This window comes from Halobacterium salinarum DSM 3754, assembly GCF_008124605.1.
Taxonomy (GTDB): Archaea; Halobacteriota; Halobacteria; order Halobacteriales; family Halobacteriaceae; genus Halobacterium; species Halobacterium salinarum.
The window spans coordinates 179,398-201,455 of the sequence record NZ_VRYN01000002.1; the positions used below are offsets into that span (position 1 = coordinate 179,398).

At 67.9% G+C, this 22,058-nt stretch carries 27 protein-coding genes and 1 tRNA gene; 22 read left to right on the forward strand and 6 right to left on the reverse strand.

Annotation, left to right across the window (positions count from 1 at the left end):
- Positions 1–86 precede the first annotated feature (86 nt).
- From APQ99_RS06010 to APQ99_RS06045, 8 genes are all read left to right on the forward strand, one after another.
- Entirely contained in the window at positions 87–998 is a 912-nt protein-coding gene (locus APQ99_RS06010) for a DUF7319 domain-containing protein (RefSeq protein ID WP_010902396.1), read from the forward strand.
- A 75-nt stretch (positions 999–1,073) separates the two neighbouring features.
- Complete coding sequence (locus APQ99_RS06015) at positions 1,074–1,763, forward strand: plastocyanin/azurin family copper-binding protein (protein WP_010902395.1); 690 nt, start codon at positions 1,074–1,076, stop codon at positions 1,761–1,763.
- Positions 1,763–2,149 (forward strand): DUF7318 family protein, encoded by a 387-nt coding sequence (locus APQ99_RS06020; RefSeq protein ID WP_010902394.1) that lies wholly within the window; start codon positions 1,763–1,765, stop codon positions 2,147–2,149. The genes APQ99_RS06015 and APQ99_RS06020 overlap by 1 nt, the downstream gene beginning before the upstream one ends.
- A complete protein-coding gene (locus APQ99_RS06025) occupies positions 2,146–2,982 on the forward strand; it encodes a ubiquinol-cytochrome c reductase iron-sulfur subunit (protein ID WP_173362412.1) in 837 nt (278 codons plus the stop codon). The genes APQ99_RS06020 and APQ99_RS06025 overlap by 4 nt, the downstream gene beginning before the upstream one ends.
- Before the next feature lie 2 nt (positions 2,983–2,984).
- The gene (locus APQ99_RS06030; RefSeq protein WP_010902392.1) at positions 2,985–3,797 is read left to right on the forward strand and encodes a cytochrome b; all 813 of its coding nucleotides are present in this window, start codon (positions 2,985–2,987) and stop codon (positions 3,795–3,797) included.
- Positions 3,798–3,801: 4 nt separating this feature from the next.
- Positions 3,802–4,566 (forward strand): cytochrome b family protein, encoded by a 765-nt coding sequence (locus tag APQ99_RS06035; RefSeq protein ID WP_010902391.1) that lies wholly within the window; start codon positions 3,802–3,804, stop codon positions 4,564–4,566.
- 93 nt (positions 4,567–4,659) lie between these two features.
- On the forward strand, positions 4,660–4,947 hold the full coding sequence (locus APQ99_RS06040; RefSeq protein ID WP_010902390.1) for a DUF7315 family membrane protein: 288 nt from the start codon (positions 4,660–4,662) through the stop codon (positions 4,945–4,947).
- Positions 4,940–5,200, forward strand: coding sequence for a DUF7314 family protein (locus APQ99_RS06045; RefSeq protein ID WP_010902389.1), 261 nt, complete (start codon positions 4,940–4,942; stop codon positions 5,198–5,200). The genes APQ99_RS06040 and APQ99_RS06045 overlap by 8 nt, the downstream gene beginning before the upstream one ends.
- 94 nt (positions 5,201–5,294) lie before the next feature.
- On the opposite strand, the gene APQ99_RS06050 is transcribed toward APQ99_RS06045, so the two are convergent.
- The 4 genes from APQ99_RS06050 to APQ99_RS06065 form a co-directional block, all read right to left on the reverse strand.
- Positions 5,295–5,735, reverse strand: coding sequence for a DUF7313 family protein (locus APQ99_RS06050; RefSeq protein ID WP_010902388.1), 441 nt, complete (start codon positions 5,733–5,735; stop codon positions 5,295–5,297).
- A gap of 44 nt (positions 5,736–5,779) precedes the next feature.
- Entirely contained in the window at positions 5,780–6,505 is a 726-nt protein-coding gene (locus APQ99_RS06055) for an NAD(+)/NADH kinase (RefSeq protein ID WP_157849919.1), read from the reverse strand.
- A gap of 138 nt (positions 6,506–6,643) precedes the next feature.
- Entirely contained in the window at positions 6,644–7,945 is a 1,302-nt protein-coding gene (locus APQ99_RS06060; RefSeq protein WP_010902386.1) for a M28 family peptidase, read from the reverse strand.
- Positions 7,946–7,995: 50 nt separating this feature from the next.
- Positions 7,996–8,253 (reverse strand): MTH865 family protein, encoded by a 258-nt coding sequence (locus tag APQ99_RS06065; RefSeq protein WP_010902385.1) that lies wholly within the window; start codon positions 8,251–8,253, stop codon positions 7,996–7,998.
- A gap of 142 nt (positions 8,254–8,395) precedes the next feature.
- Here APQ99_RS06065 and APQ99_RS06070 point away from each other — a divergent pair, with 142 nt between their 5' ends.
- Positions 8,396–8,944 carry a plastocyanin/azurin family copper-binding protein gene (locus APQ99_RS06070; RefSeq protein WP_012289185.1) on the forward strand — a complete coding sequence of 183 codons (549 nt, stop codon included), beginning with the start codon at positions 8,396–8,398 and terminating at the stop codon, positions 8,942–8,944.
- 9 nt (positions 8,945–8,953) lie between these two features.
- Here APQ99_RS06070 and APQ99_RS06075 read toward each other — a convergent pair whose 3' ends face one another.
- Positions 8,954–9,445: an SRPBCC family protein gene (locus tag APQ99_RS06075; RefSeq protein WP_012289184.1), complete on the reverse strand. Its 492-nt coding sequence runs from the start codon at positions 9,443–9,445 to the stop codon at positions 8,954–8,956.
- Positions 9,446–9,551: 106 nt separating this feature from the next.
- On the opposite strand from APQ99_RS06075, the gene coaBC reads away from it, so the two are divergent.
- The 13 genes from coaBC (at position 9,552) to APQ99_RS06140 (ending at position 20,315) form a co-directional block, all read left to right on the forward strand.
- The gene (coaBC, locus tag APQ99_RS06080; RefSeq protein WP_010902383.1) at positions 9,552–10,730 is read left to right on the forward strand and encodes a bifunctional phosphopantothenoylcysteine decarboxylase/phosphopantothenate--cysteine ligase CoaBC; all 1,179 of its coding nucleotides are present in this window, start codon (positions 9,552–9,554) and stop codon (positions 10,728–10,730) included.
- 169 nt (positions 10,731–10,899) lie between these two features.
- Complete coding sequence (locus APQ99_RS06085; protein ID WP_010902382.1) at positions 10,900–11,994, forward strand: monovalent cation/H+ antiporter subunit E; 1,095 nt, start codon at positions 10,900–10,902, stop codon at positions 11,992–11,994.
- Positions 11,991–12,266: a cation:proton antiporter gene (locus tag APQ99_RS06090; protein WP_010902381.1), complete on the forward strand. Its 276-nt coding sequence runs from the start codon at positions 11,991–11,993 to the stop codon at positions 12,264–12,266. The genes APQ99_RS06085 and APQ99_RS06090 overlap by 4 nt, the downstream gene beginning before the upstream one ends.
- The gene (mnhG, locus tag APQ99_RS06095) at positions 12,263–12,589 is read left to right on the forward strand and encodes a monovalent cation/H(+) antiporter subunit G (protein WP_010902380.1); all 327 of its coding nucleotides are present in this window, start codon (positions 12,263–12,265) and stop codon (positions 12,587–12,589) included. The genes APQ99_RS06090 and mnhG overlap by 4 nt, the downstream gene beginning before the upstream one ends.
- Positions 12,586–13,116 (forward strand): DUF4040 domain-containing protein, encoded by a 531-nt coding sequence (locus APQ99_RS06100; RefSeq protein ID WP_010902379.1) that lies wholly within the window; start codon positions 12,586–12,588, stop codon positions 13,114–13,116. The genes mnhG and APQ99_RS06100 overlap by 4 nt, the downstream gene beginning before the upstream one ends.
- Entirely contained in the window at positions 13,113–13,580 is a 468-nt protein-coding gene (locus APQ99_RS06105) for a Na(+)/H(+) antiporter subunit B (protein ID WP_010902378.1), read from the forward strand. The genes APQ99_RS06100 and APQ99_RS06105 overlap by 4 nt, the downstream gene beginning before the upstream one ends.
- Positions 13,577–13,933, forward strand: coding sequence for a cation:proton antiporter subunit C (locus APQ99_RS06110; RefSeq protein WP_010902377.1), 357 nt, complete (start codon positions 13,577–13,579; stop codon positions 13,931–13,933). The genes APQ99_RS06105 and APQ99_RS06110 overlap by 4 nt, the downstream gene beginning before the upstream one ends.
- Positions 13,926–15,407: a monovalent cation/H+ antiporter subunit D family protein gene (locus tag APQ99_RS06115; protein ID WP_012289183.1), complete on the forward strand. Its 1,482-nt coding sequence runs from the start codon at positions 13,926–13,928 to the stop codon at positions 15,405–15,407. The genes APQ99_RS06110 and APQ99_RS06115 overlap by 8 nt, the downstream gene beginning before the upstream one ends.
- The gene (locus APQ99_RS06120; protein WP_010902375.1) at positions 15,404–17,023 is read left to right on the forward strand and encodes a cation:proton antiporter; all 1,620 of its coding nucleotides are present in this window, start codon (positions 15,404–15,406) and stop codon (positions 17,021–17,023) included. The genes APQ99_RS06115 and APQ99_RS06120 overlap by 4 nt, the downstream gene beginning before the upstream one ends.
- The gene (locus tag APQ99_RS06125; protein WP_010902374.1) at positions 17,020–18,804 is read left to right on the forward strand and encodes a Na(+)/H(+) antiporter subunit D; all 1,785 of its coding nucleotides are present in this window, start codon (positions 17,020–17,022) and stop codon (positions 18,802–18,804) included. Before APQ99_RS06120 ends, APQ99_RS06125 begins: the two co-directional genes overlap by 4 nt.
- Positions 18,805–18,862: 58 nt before the next feature.
- Positions 18,863–19,429, forward strand: a complete 567-nt coding sequence (hpt, locus tag APQ99_RS06130) for a hypoxanthine/guanine phosphoribosyltransferase (protein WP_010902373.1) — start codon at positions 18,863–18,865, stop codon at positions 19,427–19,429.
- 68 nt (positions 19,430–19,497) lie between these two features.
- Entirely contained in the window at positions 19,498–20,178 is a 681-nt protein-coding gene (locus tag APQ99_RS06135) for a DJ-1/PfpI family protein (protein WP_010902372.1), read from the forward strand.
- A gap of 62 nt (positions 20,179–20,240) precedes the next feature.
- Positions 20,241–20,315 (forward strand) — tRNA-Met (locus APQ99_RS06140).
- Positions 20,316–20,481: 166 nt separating this feature from the next.
- Here APQ99_RS06140 and APQ99_RS06145 read toward each other — a convergent pair.
- Complete coding sequence (locus APQ99_RS06145) at positions 20,482–22,038, reverse strand: lipopolysaccharide biosynthesis protein (RefSeq protein WP_010902371.1); 1,557 nt, start codon at positions 22,036–22,038, stop codon at positions 20,482–20,484.
- Positions 22,039–22,058 lie beyond the last annotated feature (20 nt).

The window sequence follows — 22,058 nt, forward strand, 5'->3', positions numbered from 1 at the left end:
TTTGGCCGGCGGGACAAAACGCGTTCGGGTCGCGGCCACCCCGTCGGTCGGAAGCGTTTACTCCGTCGCCCCGCAACGCGCAGACGATGACGGACTCCAGCGCCGGCGGAGACGAAACGGAGCCGGCGGATCGCACGACACAGGACACCGACGCCGACAAGTCCGTCGAGTCGATGACCGCAAGCGACATCGCCGCGGAGGTCGACGACGAGTACGACTTCGAGGAGTTCGGCCCCCGACAGATGGCCGAGATGGACGCCGACGAGTGGGAGGCGGCGTTCGACCCGGACGCGTGGATCACCGGCGGGGCGTTGCTCGACCGCGTGGCCGACGACCTCCGCAGCCGGGTGGCCACGCGGGACGTGTTCGCGGTCGTCGAGCGCGACACGATCGACGGCGAGCCCGTGGTGTTGGCGTACTCGGACGAGGGGTACGCCGTCGTCTACGAGGACGGCACCGTGGAGGGGTCGGGCACCGTGCTGCGCGACGTCAAGCCGACGGTTGCGTTGTGTTCGATGGACAGCTACGATGCGCCCGACCCGCCGGCGGACGCGGGGCTGCCCGACCCCCAGGAGATCCCGGAGTCGGCAAGCGGGTTCGGCACCACGCTGCTCCAGTACATCGGCATCGCACAGCTGGTGGCTGGCGTGCTGTTGTTCCTCGCACCGTTCGTGTACGACCCGCTCGTGCGGCAGTGCCCACCGGTCTCGGTGCCGGGGTCGACGGCGCGTGCGTGCGAGATCGCGGGCGCGTCGTTCACGCTGCATCCGCTGGGTGATTCCGGGATCATCGCAGCCATCGCGGGTGTGGGGTTCGTCCTGTTCGGCGTGTTCATGCTGGTGTTGGTGGCGAACGCACGGCTCTCGGATCGGTTCCGCGCCGACGAGTTCCGGGCGCGGCTGCGGTCGGTGGGTGTCGGCACCGACGACCGCCCGGCGTTCGTCCCACAGACCGACGCCGATACCGGGACGGCCGAACCGGACGAAGACACCCCGTAAGCCGGCGATACTGGCGGCGTAGTGGCACCGAGCCATCGGTGGGTTTATCCGGTTCGCATCCTGATTTCAGCGTGTATGAAGAGGCGGGACTTTCTCAAAATTGCAACCGGCTCGGCTGGCGGCGCGGCGGCCGTCGGAGCAGTCGGTGCGCGGTCGTCCTCGTCTTCGTCAGCCGTACACCAACAGGCACCCGGAAACGCCACGGGCAACGGCACGGCGATGGACAACAGCACAGCAGGCAACGAGACGGCCGCCGGCGGCGACAGCGAGTCCGGTGACGGCGGCGGTGGTGCAACCACGAAGACGGTGAAGGTTGGGCCGAACAACCAGAACGTGTTCGATCCGGCGGAAGTGTACGTCTCACCGGGTGACACCGTGAAGTGGGTGTGGGAAGGATCGACTGGGCACAACGTCCACGCGACCAGCGTTCCGGACGAGGCTGGCTGGGACGCCCAGACGGAGATCGTCTCCGCCCCTCACGAGTACTCACATACGTTCGAGGGGCCGACCGGCGAGTACAGCTACGTCTGTGACCCCCACAAGAGTCTGGGGATGAAAGGCAAAGTGATCGTCAACGAGAACGGCCAGGCACCGAGCGGCGGCGGCGGGCCGGTGGAGCGGTCGCCCCACGAGATGGGCGTCCCGATTCAGGCCCACTACGTGGGCATCGCCACCATCCTCATGATGATCCTGAGCATGGTGTACACGTTCTTCGTGTTGAAGTACGGCGAGTCACGGAACGCCAGCGCCCCGAACAAACCATAATGTCTTCGAAAGGCTCCAACTACGGCGACATCCACCGGTACGAGCCGGCCAGTGAGAGCACGGCCGCGATGATCACGATCGTGCTCCTGACAGTCATCGAGGTGCTGCTCGTCGGGCTGTTCACCTGGGGGCTCGTGACCGGACTGGGCACCGATCCAGTCGGAAACATGTATCTCGGGTTCCTGCTGGCGGCGGTCTTCATCGACCTGTCGTTCATCCTGATGCTGTACCGCAAGGAGTTCCTGCCGGACGTGATGATCGTCAAGAAGCGCCGCCGCAAGTGGGAGGATCTCTACATTCGCGAAGACCAGGTCGACGGCACCTCGATGTTCGAGAACACCGTCGAACAGTTCAAAACGGCGCTGTATCCGTACAAGCGTAAATAACAATGTCAGACAAATATCCAGAGAGTTCGGGTCGACGCCGGTTCGTGAAAGGCGTCGTGGGAAGCGCAGCGCTGGCCGGCGCTGGGACGGCCGGCACGGCAGTTCTCGAATCGGTCACCAATCCAACGGGGTCGGGTGGTGGGCAGACGAACTACTTCGCCGTCGAGAACACCGCCGGTCCGGCACCCCGGGGGATGCCGATGGTCCCCATCGAGATCGACGACAACGGCGACATCAAGGGCGTGTTCCCGGATGTCAAGGAGGTCGAGACGGAGACCGGTGGCACGAAAAAGCAAGCCCGGATGGAGCTGGGCGGCATCGAGTACACGCCCAACTGGTACCAGTACTGTGGCGTGCAGGGCTACGGCGGGTTGCGCCCGGACTACGACGGTGACAACTACTTCCGGTTCTCGGGCGCCGGGTACAGCTGGCAGCCCTCCGGTGGGAAAGTCAACATCGACGAGTTCGACGACTACGACACCTGGGAGAACGACTACGGTGACGCCGGCATCGGGAAGCCGGCGAAAGCGACGTGGCGGTCCCAGAACACCGATAACACGATCCCGATCCTGATCATCCGCAGTCCCGTCCTCGAAGACCGCGTCGAGTCCGCTGAGGGGGAGGTCGCCGAGTGGCTGGAGGCCGCGACCGATCAGGGCGTCATGGCGATCGTCAACAAGTGTACGCACTTCTGCTGTGCGCCACAGGGGTTCCGCACGTCGAACTACGAGGGCGCTGAGGACAAGATCTACTGTCAGTGCCACCAGTCGATCTACGATCCGTTCAGCATCGTGAAAAAGAGCTTCGTCGCGTTCGCGCGGCCTGAAAACTAACAATGAGCATTGAACGCAAAGACGACCACGACCACAAGGCCTGGATCAAGGAGAAGGATCTGACGGCCATCGAGAGCACGTTCCTCACGGTGCTGGTGTGGCTCGACCGCCGCCTCCGCATTGTCGATTACTTGGAACTCCTGGAGACGCTGTACTACCGCGTCAACCTCCAGATGCCGAAAAGCCACACCGAACAGTACAACCTCGACAACAAGTTCTGGTACTGGTATCCGCTGTACTCGCTTGGGTTCTTCTCGACGCTGTCGTACGTCGTCGCGGCGATCTCCGGGGCCCTGCTTGGGTTCTACTATTCGCCGTCGGCGGCCGCGGCGACCTGTGGCGTCGACGGGAGCACGGTGGCGTACTGTGCGGTCGCGGGGATCATGACCGATCTGAACTTCGGGTTCTTCCTGCGGTCGCTGCACCGGTGGGCCGCACAGGTCATGACCGCCGCGGTCTTCCTGCACATGCTGCGCGTGTACTTCACGGGCTCGTACAAGGAACCCCGCGAAGTCAACTGGCTCATCGGCATCGTCCTGCTCAGCCTGACGATGGTGTTCGGGTACACGGGCTACCTCCTGCCGTGGGACCAGCTCGCGTACTGGGCGGGACAGATCGGTGTCGAGATGAGCCTCTCGATCCCACTGGTCGGCGACTGGGTCGCCCAGTTGATGTTCGGTGGGTTCTCGCTCGGACAGGCAACGCTCCAGCGGATGTACCTCCTGCACGTGTTCCTGTTGCCGTTCGTGGTGACAACCGTGATCGCGATCCACCTCGGGCTGGTGTGGATGCAGGGCATCGCAGAACCCCACTAACACAATGAGTGACGACCAACCAACGGACGAGGACGCTCGCACCGACGGCACGGGGATCGTCTCACCCGACGACGAGACGCCCACGTGGCGCGAACGGAAAGAACGAACGACGGGGCTGTCGCGGCTGACCTACGAGTACTTCGAGCGGTCGCGCCGCGAGGACCAAGACCTCCGCCAGGAGTCGGACTACGTCGAGCGGGACGTGCTGGCGTTCCCGACGTGGCCCCACGAGCTCGTGCGGAACCTCGCGATCACGAGCTTCTTCGTGGGCATGATCCTGTTCCTCGGCGCGACGCTGCCGCCGCACCTCGGACAGCCGGCCAACCCCAGCACGACGCCGGCCGTGATCCTGCCCGACTGGTATCTGTACTGGTCGTTCGGGCTGTTGAAGCTCAGCGCGTTGAACCCCGAGCTCGCCATCCTCGGCGGCCAGAAGCTGCTGGCCGACCGGACGTTCGGCGTGCTCGCGAACGTCGTTGTGGTCGGGTTCATTGCCATCGTGCCGTTCCTCAACAAGGGGAGCGCACGACGCCCCGTCGAGCAGCCGTTCTGGGCGTCCGTCGGCGTGATGGGTGTCGTGTTCGCGTTCACCATCAGCGCGTACTCGGCGAAAACCCACCTCCCGTTGAACCCGCATCTGAGCTTCGATCTGGCGTTCCTCATCCCGCCGATGGCGGGTGCGGTCGCGTACGCCATCCTGAAGACGATGCGCGAGGGGTACATGTACGACCTGAACAAGCGGTATTACAAGCTGCGGCCGCCGAAGTAGCGGCCCGCTTGCGGCGTCGTTTTTTCGCGTGTCGGCTCCCGGTGAGCTGTGGTTCCGTCGCAGTAAAGTAGCCAGCACCCCCACAGTACCGTGATGGGTGACGATTCACGCAGTATCGTTGTTCCCGAGCGCCTCTACAAGACCGTGACCGTGTTTTCGACGTTGTTCGCGATCGTGACGGTCGTCGGGGGGTTCGTGGCGCTCGACGCGGCGACGAAGAGCGCGTCGGCCAAAGCCAGTGAGGTGAGCGTCCCGTTCGCGGTGTTGGGTATCGGGCTGATCGCGGCCGGCGGCCTGGTGTACGCGTTCGCGTCCCGGTTCCGGGCCCGTGGAATGGCAACGGATAAGAACAGCGACGACCAACAACCAAACAATGGCTGACGAATTCATCAAGGGGCTGGGCATGTTGACCGGCGGTGGCCTCGTGTGGATGATCATGGCGGGGTGGTACCGGACGCCGGAGTTCGGGCACGGCCAGCTCATCAGTGAGGTGCCAAGCAACCTAACCATGTACGACCAGATGGCGGTCGTGCTGTTGGAGGGGGCGTTCTGGGTGGCGATCATCGGGGCGTTGTTCTTCTGGATCGGCCTGCCGTTGGGCCGTGAAGCGTACGCGACGTACGCCTCGAATTAAGCGGGCGGGCGGCGTGCTGTTAGATCACTCGGAACGCGCCACAGCGGGCATCGAAACGGAGAACGTCGGCAGGCCGGAGCCGCGAGCGTGACGATCAGACGACCTGCGTCCACAGCGGCTTGACGATGAAAAACAGGCTGAGGTAGGCGACGTACAGCAGCATGAAGGTCGCAGCGACGAGCGCGCCCTTGGGGCGTTCGAGGCTGCGGCCGTCGCGTGCTTCGACTTTCCGGGCTTCGAACTCGAAGAAGTCGGCGAAGAACACGCCGAGCACGAGCACCGACAGCACCATTCCAGCGTGGTGGTGGAGTGTGAGGTAGTACAGCGTCGTGATGACGAGGCCCCACGTGGTGAACGAGTGGAACCAGTGTCGGCTGAGCGCTTCGGGACCGTCGGCGGCCTGCGTGACGTGTTGTGCGTGCGCGATGCGTCGGCTGACGAAGTTCAGGACCGCGAGCGCCAGGATCGCATATTCGAGGTATGGCGCGACCAACGTGTCAAGGGGCCCGAAGATCGCGACCGAGGGGTCTACCATGGTCGGGTTTCGGTGGGACGCAGTATTATGTCTTTTCCAATCGCTTAATCGCCGTGCGTCCCGGCGTGGGACACCACCGCGATCGGGAGCGGCGTCCCCCAGGACAGCGTGACGGGGCTGTCGACGGGGACGCGGCCGTGGGCGTGCCCGTCGGCGTGGAGTTCGACGGTGGTTTCGTCGCGGGCCACCGTGACCGAGACCGGCGGGCAGACGACCCAGTTGGTGCGGTCGACGCGGAACGGCGAGACGGGAACGACGGCGGCCGCCGAGACGCCGGGGGCGAGGTGCGGGCCGCCGGCGTCGGCGGCGTATCCATGGCTCCCGAGTGGTGTGGCGGCGACGATCCCGTCGGCGCGGACCGACGCCACGGTCCGGTCGGGCGTCGAGACCGTGTACTCGGAGATCTTCGCGGGCGCGGTCGTCATCAGCGACACGTCGGCGATCGCGCGCGCGTCGGTGGTCGGCGTGGTCACGTCGAACGTGGGGTGGTCGACGACCGTGTACGAGCCGGCGGCGACAGCGGCGATCGCGTCGGTGGTGTCGGCGGGGGCGACGCTGTCGGGGGCGGCGTCGACGTCGACCGGCACCACCGGCGGCTGGGCGGCGGGCGCGACGTCGGACAGCGCGGCCGCACGGAGCCCGGCGTCACCGACCGCGACGACGATGTCAGCGGCTGCGGCGTCCCCAACCAGGGTTGCGTCGTCGCTCGCGGTGAGCGTCGCGACCGTGGGGGCGGTGCTGTCGCCGCGGACAGCGACGTGGAGTGTCACCGCGGCCACAACCCCGGTTGCGGCGGTGGCGACAGCGCTCCGGAAGTCGGCGTCTGTCTCATCGGTAACATCGGGGACCGCGACTCACAAAAACCCGACGGGCGCGACCCGGACGCCGGGAGTGTGGCGGCGTGGCGACTAGTACGGCCAGTCGCCGGTGATCTGCATGCCTTCGGCGAGGCCTGCGTCCGTCAAGCCGGCGGCAACGTCGGCCTCACTGGCGTGCGCGACCGCGAAGCCGTCGTCGGCCAGGCGAGCCGCGAGCGCGGCGAGGAGGATAGCGTGCTCGCGGAACGTCCGGAGTTCGAGTTTGTCGAGCGTGTCGGCGGACGTGTGCCCCCAGCCGCGGCCGCCGGCGGCGTCGCTGGTGGCGTGGTAGCCGGGAACGCCGTGTTTGACGTACGCCCAGTGGTCGGAGTGGGGGTTGAGGGCTGGGGCGACCGTGATCGGGTGGGCGAACGTGTCGCTGACCGCGTTGGCGGCGTCCCCGAGCGCGTCGAAGCGGTGGGTGTACAGCTTGAGCGTGCGCTCGCGCACCACGCCGTCGAGGTTGAGCACCGCGCGAACGTCGTCGAGGTCGCGCTGGGCGGCGTCGTGGTGTGAGCCGACGAGCCCGACCTCTTCGGCACCGAAACAGACGAAGTGAACACGCGTGTCGAGCGCCGACTCCCGGGCGGCCAGGATGCGTGCGAGCTCGACGGCCATCGCAGTGCCGGCACCGTTGTCCATCGCCCCGTCCGTGATGTCGTGGGCGTCGACGTGGCTGGTGACCAGTAGCTCGGCGTCGGTGTCCGGGCCGAGTGTCGCGTGGACGTTCTGGCTGGTGGCGTCGTGCGTGTCGGCGTCGACGGTGAGCGTGACGGTGTCGTGCTCGAAGCGCCGGGAGAGCCGGGTTCCCGTCTCCGTGGAGACGCCGACCGCGGGGATCTCGCCGATCGGGTCGTCGCCGGTGCCGACGCTGCCGGTCGCCGGGAGACAGCCCGCGACGTGGTTCATGTATACGAAGCCGGCGGCACCGGCCGCGACGGCGTGGGCGTATTTCTCTCGGCGGTGGAGGTGGCGGTCGTACCAGTCGGGCACGTCGGCGGCGACCATCACGATCGCGCCGTCGAGGTCGGCGTCCTCGAAGTCCCCGGGCAGTCCGTAGCTGAGGTCGACGAACTCGCCGGCGGCGGTCCCGGCGGGACTGCGCGGGAGTGCGATGGTGTCCGCGGTGGTGTCGGCGGGCGTCTCGATGGCGCTGTCGCCGCGCGTCCACCCCTGGACCGGGAACGTATCGAGCCACGCGTCGTCGGCGTGCTGTGCGAGCGCGTCCCGGGTTGCGGCGGCGGCCTCGCGTTCGCCGTCGCTGCCCGCCATCCGGGTGGGGGTGTCAACGAGTCGTTGGAGGTGCGTCCAGCCGGTGGTGCTGGTGAACGTGTCGCCGATCCAGTCGGTCATAGCGGGGCGGACGCGGGGCGTGGGCTAAGAAGTTATGGAAGAACAGCGAGCTACAGCTCGTCTTCGTCTTTGAGGCCGGCGATCACGTCGTCGACGAGGGTGTCGACGGAGTCGTAGGGGAAGTCCGCGCGGCTCGAGAGCTTGGTGGCCAGCTCCATCGCCGTCCAGGATTCGCCGCCGGCCTCGAAGGACGTCGAGGGGCCGCTTGGGAGCGCCGGCACGAGCCCCATCTGGTTTTTGACGGGATAGTCGGCGGTTGCGAACGCGTCGGTGAGTTCCTCGCGGAGTTCGGACTCGACAGTGGACATGGGAGGGTCGTCGGTACCACCAATGATAAGCGTTCTGGAACGACGGACGTGCGGACGCGCGTTGTCGGTGGCGGCCTCACGGGGGCGTGTGGCGAACGGACAAACCAAAGTCTTCAGTAGCCGTGATTCCTTAGCCGCACGTATGAACTCCGAGACCGATGTGGGGGTGTCCCGGCGGAGCGTCCTTCGCGGCGGCGTGGCTGCCGCTGCGGGTGCAGCGGCCACGGGCACGGCGGCGGCAGCCGAAGGCGAGGGCGGTGACGGCGGCGGGGAGAAAGTCGTGAAAGTCGGCCCCAACGGGAGTAACGTCTTCAAGCCCGCGGAGATGTACGTCAAACCCGGTACGAAAGTGCGGTTCGTCTGGGAGTCCGGCGGCCACAACGTCCACGCCACGGAGGTGCCGGGCGACGCCGACTGGGGCGTGAGCACGGATATCGCTGGACCGCCGAAGGAGTACACCCACACGTTCGACGGTCCGACGGGGGAGTACAACTACGTCTGTACGCCACACGCCTCGCTGGGGATGAAAGGCACCATCATCGTGACTGACAGCCCGCCGGAGAACAAGGGCTACCAGACGATCGTCCCGGATTCCGCGAAGACGATGGCCGTCGGAGCGATGGGGTCGATGACGTCCGTGCTGGGGTTGGCGTATTTCTTCATGAAGTACGGCGGCGACTACGGCGAGTAACGCCTGCGGTCACGTCAGCGTGACGTCCAGCTCGACGGGGCGTGGTTCGCCTTCGAGGTCCTCGACGACGCGCTCGACGACGCGCTGGCCTTCCTCGGCGATTTTCTCGGTGACGCGGTCGGCCACCCAGTCGAAGGAGACGAACGCCGGCAGGTCGATGAGGCCGCGCGCGCTGCCCGGGTCGTAGGTGACGACGAACGAGACGGCTGCGCCGGCGTCGGCGTCGGCGATCAGCCAGTCGCCGGCGGCGTCGAGGCTGCCCAGGATCTCCCAGCTGATGCGCGCCGGGGGGTCGGTGTCGGTGACCCGGGAGCGAACCGTCTGTGAGAGCTTCCACCAGGCGAACGTGAGGTCGTACTCGGTGCCGGGGCCGCCGTCGCCGTGTTGTGTGACCGACTCCAGGTACGCCGAGTACTGCGCGTACCCGGGGAAGTCAGCGAGGAACGTGTAGGCTTCGTGGGGCGGCACGTGGACGGTGGTGGTGACTTCGAGGGTGGCCACGGATCTACGTGGGCCGCCGGTGGCTTAGTCGTACCGCGGCGTGGCCGGCACCGGCGGGGCGTGGAGTACAGCGATTTAAGACGCCGGCTCACTGAGTCGAACCCGAATGCTCTCCGGAGTGAACGTCGCGGTGGGTGTGACCGGCAGTATTGCGGCGGTGAAAGTCGTGGAGTTCGTCCACGAGCTTCGCCGGCGCGGCGCGTGCGTCCGCGCGGTGATGACTGAGAGCGCGCAGGGGATCATCCACCCGTGGGCGGTGGAGTTCGCTACCGAGAACCCGGTCGTGACGGAGATCACGGGCACGGTTCCGCACGTCGAGCTGTGCGGCCGGGACGGATGGGCGGACGTGTTCGTGGTTGCACCGGCGACGGCGAACACAGTGGGGAAGATCGCGGCGGCGGTCGACGACTCGCCGGTGACGACGTGTGTGACGACTGCGGTGGGCGCTGACGTGCCGGTGGTGGTTGTGCCGGCGATGCACGAGCCGATGTACGACCACCCCGGCGTTCGTGACGCGATCGATCGCGTGTCTTCGTGGGGGGTGTCGGTCGTCGATCCGCGCATCGAGGAGGGGAAAGCGAAGCTCCCCCGTGAGTCCACGATCGTCCACGAGACGGCACGCGCGGCCGGCGAGCAGCCGCTTGCGGGCACGCACGTGGTCGTGACGTCGGGCGCGACGAGCGAGGCGATCGACCCGGTGCGGGTGTTGACCAACCGGGCGTCCGGGCGGACGGGGCGGGCGGTCGCCGCGGCGTGTTACGTCCGCGGCGCGCGGGTCACGCTCGTCCACGACGCGAGCGACGGCGGGGCAGTGCCGTACGCGGACGTGCGTGACGTGTCGTCGGCCGCCGAAATGACAGCGGCCACGCTGACGGCCTGTGCGGACGCCGACGCGCTGGTGTCGGCGGCGGCGATCAGCGATTATACCGTCGAGGCGGCCGACGAGAAGCTGCGGTCGGGCCGCGAGGACGTGGCGCTGTCGTTGGAGCCGACGCGGAAGCTGGTGGGGGCGGTTCGGGACGACAACCCCGACCTCCCGATCGTCGGGTTCAAGGCCGAAACGCCGGCCGACGACGGGACGGCAGGCGACGACAGCATGGTGGCCGCGGCGCGCTCGCTCCTCCAGCGGGACGGGCTGGCGTTCGTGGTTGCCAACGACGCCGGCGTGATGGGCAACGACGAAACCCGCGCACTGTTCGTCACCGCGGACTCCGTCAGCGAGTACGCCGGCCACAAGCGCGGCCTCGGTGCGCGGATCGCGGAGCGCCTGGCTGTGTTCGCGTAGCGCGCGTGTCGGCGGTCCGGTCGGGGAGGTGATAGGACGCCGGGAGAACCGGCGCTCATCCGAGAAACCGAAGGTATCAACATCGGGTATCACGACCCTTCACACACGACAATGACGACAGTCACGCGGCCGCCTGGCAGTGCGCGGTCCGAACCGCCGGAGGTGAGTGATGGCGGATAACGACCTGCTGATCCCGGTTGCGGACTCCGAGACGGTCAGGCAGACCGTCTCCCATGCGGCCGACCGCGCGCAGGAACGCGACGGAACGCCGACGCTTCATTTCGTCTGCCCGGTCTCCGAGCGGCCGGCGAACGCGGCCGACAGCGCGGCTGCAGCCGAGGCCGAAGCGTTGCTCGATCGGGTGTCGGTGTGGGCCACCGACGATCTCGGCGACGACGCATCGAGGGTCGCCATCGAGACGAGCCTGGTCGGGCTGGACGTCTATCTGTTCAACCCGGGCGATTACGCCGACGTCTTCGGCGCATACGCGCGTGAAAACGGGGTCACTGCGGTCGTGCTTGACCCACGGTTCAACCCCCTGGGGATGGCACCGCTACTCCCGCCGTTGGAGCGCGAGCTGGAGGCCGCCGGGCTGACAACCGAGCTCGCACCCGTCGAGCGCGCGACCCGGCGCGGTCCGATCACGCGATCGGCCGGCCTGGGGCAGTTCGCGCTGCTGTTCGGCGCGGCGTTCGGGTTCTACCAGCTCATCGCCACCGAGCTCACGACCGTCAACCTCATCACGGGCGCGATCACCGCAACCATCGTCGCGGGCGTGCTGCGCCGTGTCTCCACGCAGGGGTCGGTGCGCCCGCGCCGGCTGGTCGGTCGCGTCGGCCGCATGCTGGTGTACGCGCCGTACCTGCTGTGGGAGATCGCGAAAGCGAACGTCGCGATCGCGAAGGTGGTGTTGCATCCCCGGCTCCCGATCGACCCGGCCGTCGTGGAGTTCGACGCCGCGGTGTGGTCGGAGCTGCCCGCAACGACGCTCGCGAACAGCATCACGCTGACACCCGGGACGCTGACCGTGGACGTGACACAGCGACATTTCACGGTGCACAGCCTCACCGCTGACGCCCGCCGCGACCTGCTTGCGGGCGGGCTCGAACGCGCCGTTCGGTTCGTCTTCTACGGGCGGGCGGCGATGCGGTCGGCGACCCCGTCCGAGCGCGGCGAAACCCCGGACGGGAGCGTCGACAGTGCCGGCATCGACAGCGCACAGTCGGCATCGCGCACCGACACCAACGCGGGTGACTCGGAGTGACACTGCTGTCCGAGGTGCTGTTGGCCGGTGCCGGCGCGTTCATCCTGCTGTCGGCGGTCGTGTTGTACCGGGTGCTCGTCGGACCGACGATGCAGGACCGCGTCATCGGCGTGAACGCCATCGGCACGAACATCGTGGTGATCCTGGCGCTCGTCGGCGCGGCCACGGAGCTGACGGCGGCCCTGGACATCGCCATCGTGTACGCGCTGTTGAACTTCCTGATGAGCATCGCCATCTCGAAGTTCACGGTCGAACGGGGTGGGGTGCTGTGACGCCGACCACGATCGCCGCCGGCGTGTTGCTCGCCGGTGGCGTCTTCTTCACGTTCGTCGCCGCCGTTGGCCTGCTGCGGCTGCCCGACATCTACACGCGCGCCCACGGCGCGTCGAAAAGCGACACCCTGGGTGCCGGACTCGCGCTCGCAGCCGTCGCCGTCGCGTTCGGCGGCGGCCTGTCGAGTCTGAAAGCCGGCCTGCTGTTGGTATTCATGTTCATCACGAACCCGACCGCGGCGCACGCGATCGCGCGCGCCGCCGCCGACCAGGGAATCGACCCGTGGACAGCCGACGACCACGAGGGAGGTGATGGGGAATGAACATCGAACTCCCGCTGTTGGTGTTCGTGGTCGCAACGGCGCTTGCGACCACCGTGCTCCGTGACGTGCTCGCGTCGATCATCGCGTTCGCGACGTACAGCCTCGGCGTTGCGGTCGTCTGGGTGGTGTTGCAGGCACCCGACGTCGGGCTGACCGAGGCGGCAGTGGGTGCCGGCGTCACCACCGTGTTGTTCCTGCTGACGATCGCCAAGACCGTGCGTCCCGGTGACGAGGCGGTGTTCGAGCGCCTCAACGTGCCCGCGTTCGGTGCCGCCGTGGTGCTCGTCGGGGCGCTGTTGACGACGGTGCACGCGCTGCCGACGATCGGCGACCCCAGCAACATCGCGGTCACGTCGGAGGTGACGCGGTACTACATCGACCACGCCTACCACGAGGCGGGCGTGAAAAACGTCGTGACGGCCGTGCTGGCGTCGTACCGTGGGTTCGACACCCTTGGTGAGGCGGTCGTCGTCTACTCGGCGGGCGTCGGACTGCTCGTGGTGTTGCGCCGGGAGGTGTTCGCATGAGCGACCGCCCCTCGTCGTCGCAGCGCCAGTCGTACATCGAGAGCTCGATCATCATGGGAACGGTCCGGGTGGTGTCGCCGTTCGTGTTCACCTACGGGCTGTTCGTGATGTTCCACGGCGCGGATTCGGCCGGCGGCGGCTTCCAGGGCGGCGTCATCGTCGCGACGGTGATGTTGATGCTGGGGATCGCGTTCGGCATCGACCCGGTCAGGGAGTGGGTCGGGGAGCGGCTGCTCGTGGCGATCGTCGTCGGCGGCGTCACGGCGTTCCTCGCCGTCGCGTCCAGCACGGTCCTGTTGGGCGGTGCGTTCCTGGACGTCTCCGTGTTCGGCGGGCACCACGCCAGCAAGTACAGTATCGAGATCATCGAGTTGTTCATCGGCGCGATCGTGGCGAGCACCATCACGGGGTTGTTCATCGCCATCGACGCCGGGACGAGCGACGACGGAGGCAACGACAAATGATGGAAGCACTCGCGGCGAAAGACTACTACATCGCGTCGTTCCTGCTGATCGGGATCGGAACGTACGTCATGATCGCTGCCGGTAATCTCGTGAAGAAGGTCATCGGCATGAACATCTTCCAGACGGGCATCTTCCTGTTTTTCATCGCGTCGGCGTACGTCGAGGGCGGCACCCCGCCGCTGTTGACATCCGAGACGCCACACGTCAGCCCGGTGCCCCACGTGCTCATCCTGACCGCGATCGTCGTCGGGGTGGCGCTGACCGCGGTCGCGCTCGGGATGATCGTGCGCATCTACGACGACTACGGGACGCTCGACGAGCGCACGCTCAAGGAGGTGCGCAGCAGTGACTGATCTGGTTCCGTTCGTGGTTGCGGTCCCGATCTTCGGGTCGGTGCTGGCGTTCGCGGCCGGGATCGCGCGCCCGAAGACCGGGTGGCCGGTCGCGGCCGTCGCGTCGCTGGCTCAGGTCGCCGTCGCCGGCGTGCTGGCCGCGGCGACGTTCGGCGCCGGGCCCGCCCGGATCGCGTACGTCGTCGGCGGCTTCGAGACGCCGTTCGGGATCGAACTGGTCGTCGACGGGCTGTCGGCGACGGTGCTGGTGTTGGTCGCGGTGGTGTCCCTGGGTGTGCTGGCGTACGCCCGCCGCGCGGGCCCACGGTCGAACGCGTTCTACGCGATCTACATGCTGCTGGTGGCCGGGCTGTCCGGGATGACCGTCACCGCGGACCTGTTCAACATGTACGTCTTCCTGGAGATCACGGGGCTGACGGCGTACGCGCTGGTGGCAGCCGGCGAGGACAGCCGGTCGACGGTCGCCGCCCTGAAATACCTCCTCGTGGGGACGTTCGGCGCGTCGCTGTTCCTGCTGGGGATCGGGTACGCGTACGTCGGCACCGGCACACTGAACATGGCCGACCTGGCCGCGAAGCTCGCGGATGCTGACCCCGTGCTCGCGCAGGCGGCGTTCGCGCTCATCGTCGTTGGGTTGTTCATCAAGGTGGCCGTGTTCCCGCTGCACACCTGGCAGCCCGACGCGTACGCGGGCGCACCCGACACCGTGAGCGCGCTCATCTCCGCGCTCGTCTCCACCGTCGCGGCGTACGCGCTGTTGCGCGTGGTGTACACCGTGTTCGGCGCTGGGTTCCTCGATTCGACGCCGGTCGCTCGGGCGATCCTGATCGGCGGCGCCGTCGTCAGCATCGTCGCGGGAAGCCTGCTTGCGGTCTCCCAGTCCGAGATCAAGCGCGTGCTCGCGTACTCCTCGGTGTCGCAGTTCGGCCTCATCCTGGCTGCGATCGCGATCGGGAACGACACCGCGCTGACCGGGGCGGCGATCCACCTGGTCGGGCACGCGGTCATGAAAGGCGGGTTGTTCCTCACCGCGGGGGTCGTGGCGACGGAGACGGGCGCGCGAACGATCGACGAGTTCGACGGGTTGGCCGACCGCAGCCCGGTTGCTGCGGGCGCGTTCGGCGTGCTCGCGGTGTCGATGGTCGGAGTGCCGCCGACGGTCGGCTTCGCGGGCAAGTGGTATATCGCGATCGGCGCTGCCGAGGCGGGATCGTGGGCGCTGCTGGCCGTGATCGTGGCGAGCACGCTGCTCACGCTGGCGTACTTCCTGCGGCTCGTCGAGCGGATGTTCTTCCGGGCGCCCGCGACGGTGCCCGCTGACGGCCGCTCCGACGGCGCCGAGACGCCGGCGTCGTCGTCGACGGGGATGTACGCGACCGTCGTCGGCGCGACCGTCTGCGCCGTTGCGCTCGGGTTCGGTGCGTTCGTGTACAGCACACAGATGCAGGCGACACTCACACAGCTTCTGTCATGACAGAAATCACCTCACTCCGGCCGCTGGCCGCGGTGCTCGTGTCGGTGGTTGCCATCGCGCCGATCCTGGCGTCGGGCAGCCGCCCGAACCTCCGGGAGGGCTGGACGCTGCTGGCGTCCGTGCTCACGCTGGGCCTGGTCGGCAGCATGGTGCCGGGTGCCATCGCGGGCGACGTCTACGTCACCACGCTGTCCACGTTCGTCCCGGGCGTCTCGCTGGCGCTGCGGGCGGACGCACTCGGCGTGTTGTTCGCGCTGCTGGCGAGCACGCTGTGGCTGGCGGCGAGCTTCTACAGCATCGGCTACATGCGGGGGCTCGGCGAGCACAGCCAGACCCGGTATTTCGCCGCGTTCGCGGGCAGCATCGCGTCCGCGATCGCCGTGGCGTTCGCCGCGAACCTCGTGGTGTTGTATCTGGCCTACGAGCTGCTGACCGTCGCGACGTACCCGCTGGTCGTCCATGACGAAACCGACGCCGCGCGGGCGGCCGGTCGGAAGTACCTCGCGTACACGTTCGGTGGCGGCGTCGCGGTGCTCGCGGGCGTCGTGCTCGTCTACCACGCCACCGGCACCACCGCGTTCGCGCCCGGCGGCATCGGCGGGCTCGCGACCGCCGACCCGACGCTCGCGCGGGCGGCGTTCGGCCTGCTCATCACCGGGTTCGGGGTGAAGGCGGCGCTCATGCCGCTGCACTCCTGGCTGCCCGACGCGATGGTTGCGCCCACCCCCGTCTCGGGGCTGTTGCACGCCGTGGCGGTCGTGAAAAGCGGCGTGTTCGGGATCGCGCGCGTGCTCTTGGACGTCTACGGGATCGACCTCGTTGCCCACCTCAACGTGGGCATGGCGGTCGCGGTCGTCGCGGCGATCACGCTCATCGTGGCGAGCGTCATCGCGCTCCGCCAGGACAACCTCAAGCGGCGGCTGGCGTTCTCGACGGTGAGCCAGCTGTCGTACATCGTGTTGGGGCTGGCTGTCGGCGCAGCCACCCCGGGGGCCGACGCCACCAAGTGGGCGCTCATCGGGGGGCTGTTGCATATCCCCGCACACGCGTTCATGAAGCTCACACTGTTCTTCTGTGCGGGCGCGTTGCACGTCGAAACCCACACCGACGACATCTCGGACATGGCCGGCATCGGCAAGCGCATGCCGCTGACGATGACGGCGTTCGCGGTCGCCGCCGCGGGGATGGCTGGCATCCCGTTGGTCGCCGGGTTCGTGAGCAAGTATTTCCTGCTCATCGGCACCGTCACGGGCGGCCACCTCGTGTTCACGGCGGCGCTGTTGGTCTCCGGCGTGCTCAACATCGCGTACTTCTGGCCGGTCGTCTACACGGCGTTCTTCGAATCCCAGGGTGACAGCGACGAGAAACCCCTGGTCAGTGGGGCGCTCGGCGGCCGGCTGGGCGGACACACCCGCGCCGACGGCGGCCACGAGGGCGGCGGCTTCGAGCGCCGGGCGGTGTCCGGCGCGGAGGGGTCGTGGTTCCTCATCGGACCGGTGGTGTTCGCGGCGTTCGGGTCGATCGTGCTGGGCGTGATCCCGGACACCGCGGTGTTCCTGTCCCTCGTGCGGACGGTGGTTGACACCGCGACCGCGATGGGGGTGGTGGGTGTATGATCGACACCTTCGTGCCGCCGTTCGTGCCGGTGTTGGTGGCCGCGCTGCTGGTGCCGTTTCTGTCGCGGCGAACCGGGCACGCGCTGGGCGCGGTGGCGTCGGCCGCCGTGGTGCCGTACGTGTGGCTGGTCGCCACGGGCGCACACCTGCCGGTGAAGCTGTTCGGGTTCCACGCGATCCTGCTCAACGTCGACCCGTTCTCGACGCTGATGGGGCTGATCTTCGGGCTCATCGGCGCCGCCGGCGTGGTGTACTCGTACGCCAGCGACGCCGAGAACATCCAGACCGCGTTCGCGCTGGGGTACGTGGGGACCAGCCTGGGTGCCGTGTTCGCGGGCGACTGGCTCACCCTCATCTTCTTCTGGGAGCTGATGGCCGCCACGAGCACGCTGCTGGTCTGGCATTACGGCGGGAAGGCCGTGCGTGCGGGGTTCCGGTACGCGCTCGCCCACGGCATCGGCGGGACGCTGTTGCTCGCCGCGATCATCTGGCAGTTCGCCGAAACGGGCACGTTCCTGTTCGGGTCGGTGCCGGGCGGCCCCGAGACGGCGGGGCTAGCGGGCAGCATCGCGCCCGTGTTGGCGGCGCTCGGGATCGGCGTGAACGTCGGGTTCGTGGGGCTGCACGCGTGGCTGCCCGACACCTACCCGCGCCCGCACATCGCCGCCAGCGTGTTCCTGTGCGTGTTCACCACGAAAACCGGCGTGTACGGGCTGTATCGCGTGTTCCCCGAGCACGGGAACATGGCGGTGGCGTACATGGGTGGCGCGATGGCGGTGTTCGGCGCGATGATGGCGCTGTTCCAAAACGACATGCGGCGGCTGCTCTCGTATCACATTCAGTCACAGGTCGGGTACATGGTGGCCGGCGTGGGCATCGGCTCCGCGCTCGCACAGGCCGGCGCGTTCGCGCACGTGTTCAACCACATCCTCTACAAGGGGTTGTTGTTCATGACGGCGGGCGTCATCGTCTACCGGACCGGTGAGGAGCGCCTCCCGAAGCTCGGCGGGCTCGCCCGCGAGATGCCGATCACGGCCGGGGCGTTCACCGTGGCGGCGCTGTCGATCAGCGGGTTCCCCGGGTTCAACGGCTTCGTCTCGAAGGGCATCATCATCTCGGCGAGCCACTACATGCACGCGCCGCTGGTCACTGTCGGGGAGTTCACCGGCCTCCAGGTGTTGTTGTTGCTCGGTGGCGTCGGCACGTTCATGTCGTTCATCAAGTTCGGGTATTACGCGTTCTTCCACGGGAGCTACGACGGCACCGTGAAAGACGCCAACCGCGGGCAGGCCGCCGCGATGGTCGCGATCGCGGCGCTGTGCCTGGGGTACGGGCTGTACCCCGAGGGGTTGTTCGGCATCCTCCCGATCGACGTGACCACGAACCCGCCGGTCGGCCACGTGTACACGACGTACACGATGTCCCACCTCACGGAGGGCGTGGCGCTTGCCGTCCTGGGCGTGATCGGGTTCGTCCTCGTGAAGGCACCGCTATCGGGGCTTGGGCGGGTGCCCGACGTCGACGCCGTCTACAACCGCGTGCTGTTCTACGGCACGCGGGCGCTCGTAGTCGGCGTGACCGAGCTGTACGCGGCCGTGGATCGCGTTGTCGTGGCGGCGGCGTCCGCGACCGCGGGCGTCGTTCGCGCGCCGGACGCGGTGGCCGGGCGGCTGCTCGGTGACACGGATTCGCCGGTGTCACTGCGGGCGGACTACAGCACGAGCATCCTGGTGGTGGCTGTGGTTGTGGCCGCGTTCGTCGTGGCGATCACCGCCCTGTAGGGCGTACCACGGGCATTCCGTTCCGTCACCTTTTCGTCGGCCCGCGAGTATTTCCTGCATGGATCGGCTCAAGCAGTCCCTGCTCGATGCCCCCATCATCGAGAAGGACGGTTACCATTATTTCGTACATCCGATCAGTGACGGCGTCCCGATGCTGGAGCCGGAGTTGCTGCGGGAGATCGTCATTCGCATCATTCGGAAGGCCGAGCTCGACGAGGTCGACAAGATCGTCACCCCCGCAGCGATGGGGATCCACATCTCCACGGCGGTCTCGTTGATGACCGACATCCCGATCGTGGTCATTCGGAAGCGCGAGTACGGGCTGCCCGGCGAGGTCGCGCTCAGCCAGGAGACGGGCTACTCGGAGAACGAGATGTACATCAACGACGTTCACGAGGGCGACCGCGTGCTCGTGCTCGACGACGTGCTGTCGACCGGCGGGACGCTGCGCGCGATCACGGACGCCTTGGAGCAGACCGGCGCGGACGTCGCGGACGTGCTGGCGGTCATCAAGAAGGCGGGGCCGAACGAGCTCGACGACACGGACATGGACGTGCGGACGCTGATCAACGTCGACGTGGCGGACGGCGAGGTCGTCGTCGTCGACGACCAGGGCGATCACTGAGCCGGGAAGCCGGCGGGGATCGCGGCGGACACGCGGTTTTTCTTCTCGGGTGCCGTACGAAGGGGTACATGGCATCCGCACTGCTGGTCGTGAGCGAGGAGGGATACTGGGGCGAAGAATGCATCGAGCCGTTGACGACGCTCGACGACGCTGGGTTCGACGTGACGGTGGCGACGCCGAGTGGCGGGCCGGCCGTGCTCGACGAGCGATCCGTCGACACCGCCGAGGTCGACGCCGACACCGCCGAGTGGGTGCAGGAGGTCCACGAGAACGACGAGCGGCTGAACGACCCCGAGCCGCTGGCCGCCCAGACGGCCGCGGAGTACGACACGGTCGTGTTCCCCGGTGGGCACGGCGCAGAGTGGGACGTGAACCAGGACGTCGACGCGCGCCGGCTGCTGCGGAACGCGGTCGCCGGCGAGGACGGAACGGCGCTGGTTGTCTGCCACACCATCGGCATCCTGGCGTGGACGCGCACCGACGACGGTGACTTCCTGGCGGAGGGCCGGTCGATCACCGGCTTCCCCAACGAGTGGGAGGAGGGAATCGTCGACGAGCACGACCGCCTGCCCGACGGCCGCAAGCTCCCCTACTGGGTCGAGGACGAGGTCGTGGCTGTGGGCGCAGACTGGGACGCCGAACTCGATTCGGAGACGAGCGTCACGGTCGACGGCGACCTGGTGACCGCGCGCGGTCCGGGGTCGTCGGCGGCCGCCGCCGACAGGCTGCTCGACGAGCTCGACGTGTAGGAAATCTCCCACACGGCGACCGAATCAGAACCCTTATCCGTAAAACCGAGTTATGGATTGATAGCGGGATGGGATAGCCAGGAGATTCCGCCGGGCTCATAACCCGGAGATCGGTAGTTCAAATCTACCTCCCGCTACTCCTCTGGAACTCGACTCCTGAGCCTCGCCACTGTCGCGGGGCCTCCCGAGAGTTCCTGTCCCCTGCTTGTGCAGCGGTGCGTGTTCTCATTACAGCCGAGCGCAGCGAGCGCCGGCGCGGATCGTGTCGTCGATCGCCGGCAGCGACTGCCCCACGGGGTCCAATCAGCGCCGAACCGCGTCGGCGATGGTGTTCCGGTAGCGCGTGGCGAGTTCGCGGACGACGAGTCGGTCGCGGGGGTCGACGCCGAGGACCGAGAGCGCGCCGAGATACGAGGGCAGGCCGACGAGAACACCGGCAGCGATTGCCAGCGAGCTGTCCACGAGCAGGGATCGGACGCCGAGCATCGCGGCGGCCATCACGGCACCGGCGGCGAGCGGTCGGAGGAACGTGGCATCGAACGGCCAGAGGCCTTCGAAGCGCCGGAGGAGCAGGACTTGAAGGGCGTTCTGGACGGCGATGGCCAGCGAGGTGCCGAGCGCCGCGCCGACGAGCTTGAACTCGACGACGAAGACGTACGTGAGGGCGACGTTGAGCACGGCGAGCAGCCAGTCCAGCGCCATCCGGGCGTACTGGTGGTCGGTCATCATGAGCAGCCAGCCGGTCGCGCCCACGGCGCTGCCGACGAACACGCCCGCGAGGTAGACGGCGAGCGGCCCGTATCCGCGGGTGTACGTCGGGCCGAACAGCGCGAGCAGGTCGCGGCCGAACACGAGCTCGACGGCGAGGATGGGGACGACGGTGGTGACGATGAGCCGGGTCACCGACGAGTAGACGGCGTTCAGGGTGTCGATGTCGCCGGCGGCGTGGAGCCGGGAGGCGACCGGGGGGAGCAGTTGGTTGAACGACAGCAGGGGGATCCACGCGATGGAGACGAGCACGAGCACGACGTTGTAGACGCCGGCCGCGACGGCCGTGAGGAGCGCGCCCACGAGGAGGATGTCAGCGCGGTTCTGGAACACCTTCCCGAAGCTGCTCATCGCGACCGGGGCTGCGTGGTCGTAGAACCGGCGGGCGTCCCGGCGGAGGCCGCGCAGCGTCGGCGTGACGCCGGTGACGCGCGCCGTGAGTGGGAACCCGAGAACGACGAGGACGAGCATGCTGGCGGCGTATGCGCCGGCGACACCCACCACGGAGTAGCCGAGCGCGAGCGCCGTGAGCGCGCCCACGAGGCGGACGGCGGGCCGGAGGAGTTTATTGAACAGGACTTCACCGCGGGCCGAGCCGTCGGCGCGAAAGGTGGCGGCGTACACCATCACGAGGCCGACGAGCACGACGACCACGCCGAGCAGCCGCATCGCCGCCGGGAACGACGGGTGGTCGACGGTGGCGGCGTTCAGGCGGGGTGCCGCGAGCCAGACGCCCGCCGTGATGAGCAGTCCAACGCCGGCGGTGGTGACGTACGCGAGGCCGGTCACCCGAGAGCGGCGGCGGGCGTCGGCGGCGGGCAGGTACCGTTGGAGGGTGGGGACGCTGCCGAAGGTGACCAGCCGGGACAGCAGCTGTGCGATCCGCCACGCGAGCGCGTAGACGCCGTACGCGACGGGGCCGAGACCGCGGGCGAGCGCGAACTCCACTACAGCGACGAGCGCGCGCTGGGCGGAGACGCCGCCGGAGGTGACGACAGCGCCGTGAGAGATCGTCACCAGCGCGTCGCGTTCAGCCTCTGACACAGTCTCGCCGGGGGCGGTCGCCTCGTGGTCGTCGGTGCTGTCTCCCATCGTGCTGTGACGTGCGAGTG